10 protein-coding genes are annotated in these 12,434 nt (G+C 34.5%); 5 read left to right on the top strand and 5 right to left on the bottom strand.

Going from position 1 to position 12,434, the window contains the following annotated elements; all coding sequences use genetic code 11:
* The first annotated feature begins 23 nt into the window (after positions 1-23).
* On the top strand, positions 24-1,022 hold the full coding sequence (locus KCG49_RS09935; RefSeq protein WP_218546241.1) for an App1 family protein phosphatidate phosphatase: 999 nt from the start codon (positions 24-26) through the stop codon (positions 1,020-1,022).
* Between the two features lie 25 nt (positions 1,023-1,047).
* Here the strand turns inward: KCG49_RS09935 and KCG49_RS09930 are convergent, their stop codons facing one another.
* From KCG49_RS09930 to KCG49_RS09915, 4 genes are all read right to left on the bottom strand, one after another.
* A complete protein-coding gene (locus KCG49_RS09930) occupies positions 1,048-1,662 on the bottom strand; it encodes a deoxynucleoside kinase (protein ID WP_218546239.1) in 615 nt (204 codons plus the stop codon).
* A 3-nt stretch (positions 1,663-1,665) separates the two neighbouring features.
* Entirely contained in the window at positions 1,666-2,448 is a 783-nt protein-coding gene (locus tag KCG49_RS09925; protein ID WP_218546237.1) for a hypothetical protein, read from the bottom strand.
* An 82-nt stretch (positions 2,449-2,530) separates the two neighbouring features.
* Entirely contained in the window at positions 2,531-3,214 is a 684-nt protein-coding gene (locus KCG49_RS09920) for a response regulator transcription factor (protein WP_218546236.1), read from the bottom strand.
* Entirely contained in the window at positions 3,207-4,673 is a 1,467-nt protein-coding gene (locus KCG49_RS09915) for a sensor histidine kinase (protein ID WP_218546234.1), read from the bottom strand. Before KCG49_RS09915 ends, KCG49_RS09920 begins: the two co-directional genes overlap by 8 nt.
* A 121-nt stretch (positions 4,674-4,794) precedes the next feature.
* Here KCG49_RS09915 and KCG49_RS09910 point away from each other — a divergent pair, with 121 nt between their 5' ends.
* The 4 genes from KCG49_RS09910 to KCG49_RS09895 all read left to right on the top strand — a co-directional run bounded on the left by KCG49_RS09910 (position 4,795) and on the right by KCG49_RS09895 (position 10,542).
* Complete coding sequence (locus tag KCG49_RS09910; protein ID WP_218546232.1) at positions 4,795-5,652, top strand: GLPGLI family protein; 858 nt, start codon at positions 4,795-4,797, stop codon at positions 5,650-5,652.
* A gap of 103 nt (positions 5,653-5,755) precedes the next feature.
* A complete protein-coding gene (locus tag KCG49_RS09905; protein WP_218546230.1) occupies positions 5,756-6,619 on the top strand; it encodes a GLPGLI family protein in 864 nt (287 codons plus the stop codon).
* 183 nt (positions 6,620-6,802) lie between these two features.
* Entirely contained in the window at positions 6,803-7,711 is a 909-nt protein-coding gene (locus KCG49_RS09900) for a GLPGLI family protein (protein WP_218546229.1), read from the top strand.
* A gap of 23 nt (positions 7,712-7,734) precedes the next feature.
* Positions 7,735-10,542, top strand: coding sequence for a TonB-dependent receptor (locus KCG49_RS09895; protein WP_218546228.1), 2,808 nt, complete (start codon positions 7,735-7,737; stop codon positions 10,540-10,542).
* Between the two features lie 69 nt (positions 10,543-10,611).
* On the opposite strand, the gene KCG49_RS09890 is transcribed toward KCG49_RS09895, so the two are convergent.
* The gene (locus KCG49_RS09890; protein WP_218546227.1) at positions 10,612-12,420 is read right to left on the bottom strand and encodes a hypothetical protein; all 1,809 of its coding nucleotides are present in this window, start codon (positions 12,418-12,420) and stop codon (positions 10,612-10,614) included.
* Positions 12,421-12,434: the final 14 nt, after the last annotated feature.

Below are 12,434 nucleotides of genomic sequence, written 5' to 3'. Positions count from 1 at the left end.
TATTTTTATAGCAAACATATATAATGTTCAAAAAAGATCCTCTGCAGATTATTGCATTTCAAGGTTATGGCACAGACTCTCATTTCTATGCCCGTGGACGAGCCTTGGAAGATGAATCTATTGACCTTGAGCACCAGCATACATGGCATCTTATCGTTAATACTTGGAAACGTTTTGAAACTGATGAAATCAAAAATGTTGGTATCAATATAAAACTGCCAAACAATAAAATTCTAAAGGGAGTTACGGACAGTGAAGGTTATTATAAAGTTGAGGCCAATCTTGAAAGTTTAAAGGCCATAACAAATAAGGAAGGTTGGCTGTCCTTTGAATTATCTTATAACGACGTTAATGTTAAGCGAACGATTCAAAACGAAAATAGATTTCCAGGAGAAATTCTTATTCCTTCAACAAATGCGCAATTTGGTGTTGCAAGTGATATTGATGATACCATTTTACATACGGGAGTAGTTTCGACCTTAAAGTGGAAAGTAATTTATAATTCGGTATTTAGACATGCCAAAAATAGAATTCCGCTTGAAGGTGCTGCCGAATTTTATCATAAATTACACAGAGGTGCTTCTGGTAAAAATGCTAATCCTATATTTTATGTGAGCCATAGTCCTTGGAATTTGTACCGTTATCTCGAATTGTTTTTAAGACAGAACAATTTTCCAAAAGGCCCTATTTTATTGCGGAGCATGAGCAATCTGCTTAAAAGAAGATCGCAGGATGAAAAACCTCAAAAGCAAAAAGAGATTTTAAATTTACTAAAAACATATCCAAATTTACCGTTTATTTTGATAGGTGATAGTGGTGAGCACGACCCTGATATATACATGGAGATTGCAGAGGAATTCCCAGATCGGATTTTGGCCATTTATCTACGTAGTGTTAAGCACAAAAAGAAAATGTTACGTGTTAGAGGTCTGGTAGAAAGTTTTAAAACCACAGAAGTTTTAATGGTAGAAAGTAGCGCACAAGCTATTGAACACGCTAAAAAGCATGGGTTCGTTATTTAAAAATAATTGTGAAAGGCTTTATGACCTAAAATAATCCATTGATCTGCGCATCGATCTTATTGATAATGCCGCCTAAATCCTCAGGATTGTCAACAAAATCCAAATCGTCTACATCAATAATCAATAAGTTGCCTTTGTCGTATTTGGTAATCCAAGCTTCATAACGCTCATTGAGTCGACTTAAGTAATCGATGCTAATGGTATTTTCGTAATCTCGACCACGCTTGTGGATCTGTGCGACTAGATTGGGTATGGAACTACGTAGGTAAATGAGCAAATCGGGACCTTTTACAAAAGATTCCATGAGCTCAAACAAAGAAGAATAGTTTTCAAAATCGCGATTGGTCATTAAACCCATTGCATGAAGGTTTGGTGCAAAAATATGTGCATCTTCATATATGGTTCGGTCTTGGATGATATCCTTTCCGCTATTATGGATTTGGTTGACCTGGCGAAATCTACTGTTCAAGAAATACACTTGTAAATTAAAGCTCCAACGTTCCATCTGATTATAAAAATCATCCAAATATGGATTGTCAACTACATCTTCTAATTGCGCTTCCCACCTGTAATGTTTGGCCAGTAATTTCGTGAGCGTCGTTTTACCTGCTCCTATGTTTCCTGCAACAGCAATGTGCATAATTTATTCTAGTTTAAGTTGGTATTGACGTAGAATTTCGTCGTCGTAAATATACAAGGTTTCATTGGTTACCAAAAACTGATTTATTAACAAATTTGGGTGTGCAATAGGTTGTATTTCAGTCTCTTTTTTAGGTAAAATATAAAGTTGCTGCCCCTTTTTTAAAACCAAATGTGCCTTACTAAATGCCATAGATTCATAACCAATATTTTCAAGTTTGTTGACCAGACTTCCAAAATAATTATAAATGTATAGATATTTTTCTGTCAGTAAATAACAGTAGTTATAATCACTCTTAAGATCTAGGACATCAGCCTGTACTGGTACTGCTTTTAATCGTATTTTATTGGTTTTATAATCATACAATTCTAACTGCTGTAAATCTTGATTGAAAATCCAAAGTGTATTATCAAAGCCTGTAGAAACAAAGCTCACATTTTTATAGGGTTGAACAGTATTAAAGTCGACTTTAAAAATTTCAGCCAATCGATTGTCCAAAATAATTACGGTATTAAAATCTTGATAGAATATATTGATCTTCAGGGGATTAAAAGCATTTGCGGTTGTTATTTCACTCAGTTGAAAGTTGGTATAGGTAATCGTAGTGTCCTTGGTCTTTTGGTAAAACGTATTATCTTCTGTGGTGTAGTATAGCGTTCCAAAAGTATCTACGCCAAATATTCTATCAGCTTTTAATATTGTAGAATCTTTTGCACTGGTATGTATTTGTTTTTGAGCAATTGCTGAAAAACTTATTAGGAAAAAGAAAAAAAGCACATTTCGCATAGGATTTAGAAAAGTACAAAAATTGAACCAATTCTTATACGGAGAATTATTAGGTTTTTAAAATCTTATGGATGAAATGCCATTAAACCGTTAATTTATAGCCAAATCCACGCACGTTGATAATCTTAATACTCTCATCTTTTTTAAGTTTTTTACGAAGTTTGGTAATAAAAACATCCATACTACGAGTAGAGAAGAAATCGTCGGTACCCCATAGTTTGTTCAAAATTAAGGAACGATCTAAAACCTGATTCTTATTTTGTACAAGATGAAATAAGAGATGCGCTTCTCTATGTGTTAATTGTACAGTGTCTTCATTATTATACCGTAACTGTTGCTTAGGGAAATTGAATGTGTAGTTGCCAATTTCTATAATTGTAGCTGTTTTTTGAACTTTTGTGCGCTTTAATAAATTATGAATTCTAACAATAAGCTCTTCCATGCTAAAAGGTTTTTTAAGGTAGTCATTGCCACCAATTGAAAACCCTTCGACGACATCTGCAGGTTGGGATTTTGCGGTTAAGAATATGATGGGAATAGTATCGTCAATAGCTCTAATTTCTTTAGCTAAAGTAAAACCATCCTTTTTTGGCATCATAACATCGAGTACCAATAATTCTGGATACTCGGTTTGATATTTTTCAAAAGCTTTTTCGCCATCGTGACATAGAACAACTTCAAAATCCCTAGTTTCGAGACTTTCCTTCACAATTTGACCTAAGGCAGTTCCGTCTTCCGCCAATAAAAGTTTTATGTTTTTAGTCATTTGGAAGTGTAATTATAAATGTGGTTAAGCTTTTATTTAAATCAAGCACAATAGAACCTTGGTGTTTGTCAATGATGGTTTTGGTGTAATACAATCCAATTCCGAAGCCTTTAACATCGTGCGTATTACCTTTTGGAATGCGGTAAAATTTTTCGAATATACGCTCTTTGTTTTCTTTTGATAATGAATTTCCATCGTCAGAAATTAGAATATTAAAAATTCCTTTTTTTAAGGTTAAATCAATAGAAATACGATTTCCTCCATACTTTATGGCATTGTCTAAAATGTTATTCAAAGCATTTTCAAAATGAAAAGCATCAACATTAATCCTTAAACTGTCAACTTCCATATTAGTGTTAAACTCTTTATTGGGATATTGAATTTTATAATGATGGACTAACTGGTGAAGCAGTTCTACGACATCTACAGGTGTTTTGTTGAGTTCTAAATTATCACTATCTAAAGTTGCGGTTTCAAGGAGCTTTTCTACCATTAAGTTCAATTTTTTTAATTGCTCAGAAGACATAGCAATGTACTTTTTGGTCTTTTCTTTATTATCAATACCGTTAAAATCATTGATGCTTTCTAAAGCAACTCCAATGGTAGCTATTGGGGTTTTAAACTCGTGGGTAATATTGCTAATGAGGTCGTTTTTTACTTCAGCTAATTGTTTTTGACGCTTAATAATTTTTAATAGATAGAACAAGCAACTTATAACCGCAAGTACCAAAAGTGAAGATATTAAAATACCAACCAAACTCCGTTTTAAAATGGTTTTGGTTTCGTTTGCAAAGCCTAATTTTAAATAACTGTTTTCTGGAAGAAATTCTGAGTTAGATTCTACATATATATTATAGCTATTAAGAAATTCACGTTCGGGCTTATGAATGTTTTTATTAGAAAAAAAGGAATCTGATACATTATGATAATAAGAAAGGTGATGATCTAAATCTAGTTTTTTTCTTTTTAGATCTTCAATAAGAAGCGTGTTTACCTTTCTAACATCTAATGAGTCGTTTCGCATGGAGATGAAGATTTTTGTAGTTAACAATTCGATTTGCTGAAGGTTTAAAGCATCAGAATCGGCAAAAAAATTAACAAATAGTGAATCGGGTTTTGAATCTTTCACTACTCGCAAACCACTGACGTCCTTCAGTTTTATAAGGTTTATTGAATCTGGGACTATATTAAAACCATCTAGATGTGATTTTACTATAGAATTATTTTTACCTAAAGAATCCGGTGCTACTGTGTCTGTGGTAAATGTATAAGATGTTTCTTTGGCCAAACTTGCATAATAATCGTCCACGGCTTTGTCTAAACTTATCTGCACGTCTCTAATTAGTTGCTGCTTATTTGTCTGGTAGTTCTTATAATTCCAATAGACTTGAATTCCAATAGTTGCTAGAATAACTAATGAAATGATGTAAAGAATATATTTGTACAATCTATCATTCATACACCAAAAGTATGGGTAATACTTAAGTAAAACTAATCGCTTAACACACGTTAACGTTCATTAACTCAATAGAAAAAATAGTTTATACATATTTGTAGTGTAACACTTAAAATTCAGTAAAATGACAACACTCATACGGACATTGATTATGGCGCTTTTGAGTTTGGTAGCGACTTTGCAAGCACAAGATTTTCAGGGTATTGCGACTTACAAAACTCAGAGGCAATTAGATATTAAGCTAGATAGTACTCAGGTAAATCCTGAAATGCAATCCAAGATGGTGGAAATGATGAAAAAACAGTTTCAAAAGACCTTTAAGTTAACCTTTAATAAAGAAGAGTCTGTGTATAAACAAGAGGAAGAATTGGATAAACCCAATGCTGGTTTAGGTGAAGGTGTTAGAATTGTCAGTATTGGAGGTGGCGGTGGTTCTGATGTGCTCTATAAAAATACAAAAGATCAGAGATTTTCTGAAAAAGTAGATACTTATGGTAAGATATTTCTAGTGAAAGATAATCTCGAAAAAATTGATTGGGAGTTGAAGTCCGAAACGAAATACATTGGGGAATACCAATGTTATAAAGCAATATTCACCAAGATGGTTGAAAAACCGAGATTATTTTCAAGTACAAATGATGAAGAAATGAAAGGGGAAGATGAAGAGCCAGATATGGAAGAGCGTACCGTTACTGCGTGGTACACACCACAAATTCCTGTAAATAATGGGCCAGATTATTACCAAGGCTTACCGGGTTTAATCCTAGAAGTGCATGACGGAAAACTTACTGTAATTTGTAGTAAGATTGTACTAAACCCTAAAGAAAAGATTGAAATCGCAGAACCTACAAAAGGTAAAGAGGTCAATCAGGAGAAGTATGATAAGATTATGGATAAAAAGGCTAAAGAAATGATGGAGCGTTTTAGACCAAAAAAAGGAGATAGAAATGGGGAAAGTATGAGTTTCACTATAGGCGGTTAAGGATTAATATGTTGAAGGAGTTAATTTTATGATAAATCAAATCATTTTTGTTTAATGTTCGTGTAGTTTTGTTGAACAGCATTAACATTAATACTTTCATATCATGAAATCAATAGCATTTAAGCTTAGCTTAATAATAGTATTATTTTTTTTCCCCAATGATTTTAATCCAGTAACTCAATCTAAGACTGATGAGTTTCAGGGACAAGCCCATTATATCTCAAAGTCTACTTTGGAATTGGGAAGATGGGGAGCAAGACTAAGTGAAGAACAGAAAAAGCAAGTTAAGGCAAGACTTAAAAATAGGTTAAAAAAAGAATACATACTGACCTTTAATAAAGAAGAAGCATTGTTTTACGAAGACGAAAAGTTAGATGCCATGTCTGGAGCGACTGATTCTTGGGGAAAGAATTTTGCGCCAGGGAAACAGTATAAAAATGTAAAGACAGATGTGCAGATTCAAAGTCAAGAATTCTACGGAAAAAAGTTTTTGGTGAAAGATAAATTACAAGACATAGATTGGGAACTGGGAAAAGAAACGAAACAGATAGGCAATTATATGTGCTTTAAAGCTACGGCATCTATTCCAACCAACGATTTAGCATGGTATGATTTTTCATGGAGCCGATTAAGAAATGCTAACAATACCGTTAAAGAATCTGATACCGAAAGTACAGAAACAGAAGAGACTACAGTTGCGATGACAGATGTTGAAGCTTGGTATTCTCCGCAAATACCCGTTAGTCATGGGCCACTAGAATATTGGGGACTTCCAGGTTTAATTTTAGAGGTTAGTGCTGGTAATACCACAATGCTTTGTACTAAAATAGTAATGAATCCCGAAGAGAAGTTAGAGATTGAAGCTCCAGATAAAGGTAAAGAGATAACCAAAGCAAAATATCAAGAAACCATAGTAGAGAAAATGAAAGAATTCCGTAATAACAGAATGGGGCGTAGACGAGGTTAATAAATTAACATAAGTTTAGCACAATTAAATTTAACCTTTAGCATCTAAATAGGTCAAATCACAAGAACTCTATTAAACGAGTTCAATATTAATCAGATTGAATTCTATCAATGTAAGGCTTATCTAATGAAAGACTAAATGATATTTAAGATTACATTTGTAGTTCAACATTAAACCTTTAAGATGAAAACCTCAATTTCAAAAACCATATTATTAATAGTTGCTATATGCACTGGTCTATTTTCTTTTTCGCAAGATTTTCAAGGTAAAGCTCATTATATGTCCAAAACCACAATGGATCTCGATCAGTGGGGAGGACGAGAAATGACACCAGAACGAAAAAAGGAAGTAGAAGCGCGTATGAAAAAATTTTTAGAAAAAGAGTACATACTAACTTTTAATAAAACGGAATCCATATACGAAGAGGATGAAAAACTTGAAGCTCCTGGATCTGGCGGAGGCTTTGGTCGTTTTGGAAGTAGCTTTACGGGTGGACCCAAATATAAAAATGTTAAGACCAAAGAAATGCTACAAGATCAAGAATTTTTTGGTAAACAGTTTTTGATTAAAGATGAACTGAAAGGCTTGGAGTGGAAAATGGGAACAGAAACCAAACAAATAGGTCAGTACACATGCTTTAAAGCTACAGCTACAAAAACTGTTGATAAATTTGATTGGAGAAGCATGCGAAGACGAGGGCCGGGGCAAGGATCAAAAAATGATGATAAAGAAAAGGCCAAAGGGAAAGTTGCTAAGGATTCAACAAAAACAAGTGACGACCCAATGCAAGACATTGAAGTTCCAAAAACTATAGAAGTTGTGGCATGGTACACACCACAAATACCGATTAATCAAGGTCCTGATGATTTTTGGGGTTTACCGGGACTTATTTTGGAAGTGAGTGCAGATAGAACAACAATTTTATGTACTAAGATTGTAATGAACCCTGAAGAAAAAGACAATATAGAAAAACCTGAAAAAGGAGAAGAGGTGACCCAAGCCGAGTATAACGAAATTATCACTAAGAAAATGCAAGAAATGCGCGAAATGTATGGTGGCCGAAGAGGTCGCGGAGGTGGTCGAAGAAACTAAAAACAACACAATCTAATCAACTTATGAGAAAATTATTAGTACTACTATGCTGTGTAGTAGCAAGCTATTCTTTTGCCCAAATTAAAATGCAGGGTATTGTAAAAGATAGTATTGGTAACCCTTTAGAGTTAGCTAATGTTATTGCCATTAATCAACAAACCAGTGCTTTAGAGTCTTATGCTATTACTAACGATAAAGGTAAATACGTTTTGGCTTTAGGTAAAAACGCAACATATAAAATCCAAGTGAGCTATATCGGCCTAAAGACTTTTGAGGAAGTTGTTTCTACCAAAGAAGCAAATATCCTCAAAGACTTTAAATTGCTTACTGATAACGCGTTAGATGCTGTGGAGCTCACTTATGAGATGCCAGTGACCATTAAAGGTGATACACTTATATACAATGCAGATTCCTTTAAAAATGGGTCAGAACGAAAGTTGGAAGATGTTCTAGAAAAGTTACCGGGTGTTGAGATTAATGAAGATGGACAGATTGAAGTCGAAGGGAAAACGGTAAGTAAACTTATGGTAAATGGTAAGGATTTTTTTGATGGAGATACCAAACTGGCTACTAAAAATATTCCATCCAATGCTGTGGATAAAGTTCAGGTATTGCGTAATTATTCTGAGGTTGGTCAGTTGCGTAGTGTTACCAATAACCAAGACAATGTAGCCATAAATATCAAACTAAAAGAAGGTAAAGAAAATTTTTGGTTTGGAGACATTACTGCAGGTGCTGGTGCCGCACCATCTCCAAATGATGAATTATATTTAGTACAGCCCAAGCTATTTTATTATAGTCCAAAATACAGTATCAATATTATTGGCGATATGAATAATATTGGGGAAGTGGCACTTACTAACAGAGATTTAAGAGGTTTTGGTGGAGGATTTAGATTGCCAAGTAGAACAAGTGGAACCAGTATTAACTTGGGTGACAATGGGCTTGGAGGTCTTACCAATATACAAAATGCCCAAGAAGTTATTACAAAATTAGCCACAGCTAACTTTAGCTATTCCCCAAATAAAGCTTTGGACTTAAGTGGGTTTTTAATATACAACAGCAGTCGCTTAAGAACTAGAGAGGAAAGCTTTATTGACTATATTGAAGTAGAAGATGACCCAAGTACTCCAATAGACGAATCGGCAAGTTTACCGCCAGATGAATCTACAGTACAAAGTGGTAGAGAAGCTTCAAATCAAGCTATAGCGAAGTTGAGTGCATCTTACAAACCTAATGTAAACAATCAATTAGATTACGATATTTTAGCACGTATTTCTGATGATGAAGAACGCCAGGATTTATTCTCATCCGTAGTAGGTAGTACAGACCAAGTAGACCAGGTAAATCCTTATAGTATCAACCAAAATCTAAATTACTACTACACTTTAAATGAGGATAATATTTTTGCACTCGAGGTACAACATCTTCTAAAAGATGAGGATCCGTTTTATAATGCTTTGCTGGTAAATGATCCTACAAATAATGATAATGGTAACGACCCCAATGATATGTTGCCAGATGAAGATGCTTTTGATGAAACTGCTGAAAATCTCGGTTTCAACAGAGATCAGTTCAATTACAATATTAATCAGGAACGACGTGTTAAGAGTAACCAATTAGATGTAAAGTTAGATTATTATAATATTTTGAATTCTAAGAGCAATATCAATCTTACTTTGGGGACAATTTTTAGTAACCAAAAGTTCAATTCAAATCTCTTTCAGTTTTTAGATGATGATACACGTTTAGATCCAACACCAATACTCACAGATTTAGATGGTAATTTGTTATCTGCTGAAAATGAAGATGTTGAATACCGCTTTAGTGATGTGTATTTGGGTGTGCATTATCGATTTAAAACCGGTAAATTCATCTTTACGCCTGGAGTATCTTTTCATGCCTATAGCAATCAAAATACACAAGCAAATAATACATTTAAAGATAACTTCTTTGATGTGTTGCCAGATTTTGAAATGCGAATTCAGTTTAAGAAAAGTGAAGCTTTACAACTCAACTATAACATGACCAACACTTTTACGGATGTCACCAATATAGCTGAAGGCTTGGTCTTAAATAATTTTAATAGTATTCAATTTGGTAATCCAGAATTACAAAATGCCTTATCACATAATTTTAGGTTATTCTATAGTAGTTTTAATTTATTTAACTACACCAATGTTTTTGCTGGGGTTAATTATAGTATTAATGAAGACCAGATACGTTCCTTAACAAATTTTGAAAGTGTTATTAGAACAAGTTCGTTCTTTAATTCGCAATTTGCGGATGAAAACGCTACAGTTTTTGGTCGTGTAGAACGTACTTTTGGGAAAATTAGAGCACGATTAGGAGCAAACTTCTCGTATAGTAAGCTTAACCAGTTTGTACAGGGGAGGCAATCCTTAAACGAGAGTTTTACACAGAGCTACTCACCAGAAATAAGAACCAACTTTAGAGAAGCACCAAATGTTAGGTTAAGATATAGATATACGGTTAACGATAATGACCAGGGAAGTAACTCAACAAAATTTATCACACATGCACCATCTGTAAGGTTCGATGCTTATGTATGGGATGCCTTAACCTTTATTACGGATTTTACCTTTACAGAGCAAAATAACGACGGCAATAAAGAATCCTTTAAAACTTGGGATGCCTCTTTACGTTACAGAAAGAATAGAGATGCCAAATGGGAATACTCATTAATCGCCTCTAACTTATTAGACATTGACTCTAATATTAGCAATGGAGCTGGTAATATCTCAGTATTTAGTTCTGAGACCTTTATACAGGCGCGGTTCGTAACGTTTCGATTGACTTATACTTTATAAATTAAAAGGATGCCTTCTCTTCTAACCTGGCAAATCCGAAGTGGATAAGGCTTTTCGTTTCCTTTTATTCTATTGGTCTCTTAAGACATGTACAACTCCATTAATTGTGTGAGGGTTGCCATTATTATCTTCATAAGATCCGCTGAAATTTATATCAATGTATTCACCGATTTCGCCTATGGCCGAAAGGTTATAAATAATACTATTATTTTCGTCTGAAATGCTTATGCATTCGCCGATGAAAAATCCAGTATCGTTAAGGATATCATAGTTGATGTGGTCATATGTTCCCAGATAGTTTGAGTTATCCAATCGACCATTTAAATAAAAACAATCAACTTGATTATTGCCTCGCCCTACGATATCTATACTAGGAGCAGAAGAGCTATTGAGGTTTTCGTTAAATGCAGCTGAAAAGTTTTCAAATAATAATACTGAATCACCATCATCAATAGTGTATTGTATAAACTCCGTAATTGTATTGCATGCGCTAATGGTGCCAATATTAGTCAATGGAGTTGTAAACGTGTAACTAATACTATCTGTAGACTGAAGGTTAACAAAATCACTTCCTTCTATACCAAAAGTGTCATTATCTGTACATCGTAATAAATTGACTTCAAAAGTTCCGTCGCTAACAACATCTGTAAAGGTTTGGTTACCATAAGAAACTTGTACATAGCCATCGGTAACAGCATCACCACTACAGGTATTAAAGTTACCTGTAATAGTTTCTTGTATTATGTCTGGATTACTAGGTAAAATAACTGAGATACTAGAGTCTGTACTAAATGGCCCAACTATTTCTGTAAGTAATGTAGCATCTCCACACAGTTCATAACTATAAACATTGAGTTCTAAGCTTTCATTGCTAGGTACATAACCGCAAACCTCACCATTTTCATTGGTATAGCCTCCTCTTGTACCAAATGTTCCACTTGTTATGGTTACATTTAGATTGTTTAGGGCGTTGCCATCTTCATCAGTAACAGTGACACAAAGTGTAATCGCTTGAGCTGGTATATCGCAGTTCCAAAACGAAAAATGTGAAACCGTACCAACATACATATTACCTTGTAGTGTAGCCACTCCTTCTTCTTTCCAGTAGCCATTGACTTCATCAAAATACCACAATGGAATGGTAGCAGGTGCTATACTGATTAAACTCGCATCCACAGGAATCTTGATTTCAGACGTTGACCCTTCTGCTAAATTTAAATCTTCACCACCAGAGCCTCTTAATTCTACGGCAAGCATACCTAAGGTTTGTAACATACGTTCTGCACCATCTTCATTTTGTGCATAGAGCATTCCTGGCATCTGCATGGACATATCCTCGTCTGATGGGTCTAAGTGATGCATGATCACATCCACAGAGCCCGAATATGCAGAGCCATCTTCCTTCATAAAATTACCGTCAAAACTAACCGAACTGCCACCGTTAGCAGTTATAGTTTCTGATGTTCCACTATTTACGGTGCCAGTTACAGTAGCATCAAGTAACATAATAGTTACTTTGTTGGTTCCATTGCTGGGCACGACACTTCGTGATCCATGAATGTAGCCCGTTTTCTCAGCCTTTATATAGCCAAAACGTTCATTAACATTAGCATCGTTTAAAATGAATATACCATTACTGTCCGTGATGGCTGTTTGATTTCCAATGGTAATGGTAACGCCTTCGATTGGGTTTCTGTCAGTATCGATAACATTTCCAAGGAAATCCCTTGATATTTGGTTGCCAAAATATTCTGAGAATGTATCTGGAATATTTTCTTGTTGTTGGTTGCGTTCTGAGATACCATCATCTTTTTGACAAGAAGAAAGTAGTGACAGAAAAGTGAACAGCAGTGTTGAGATAATTTTTGTTGATTTCATAGCGATTGATTTAG

It is taken from the genome of Winogradskyella luteola (genome assembly GCF_019203985.1).
Classification (GTDB): Bacteria; Bacteroidota; Bacteroidia; order Flavobacteriales; family Flavobacteriaceae; genus Winogradskyella; species Winogradskyella luteola.
This window is presented reverse-complemented; position numbering and strand designations above follow the sequence as displayed.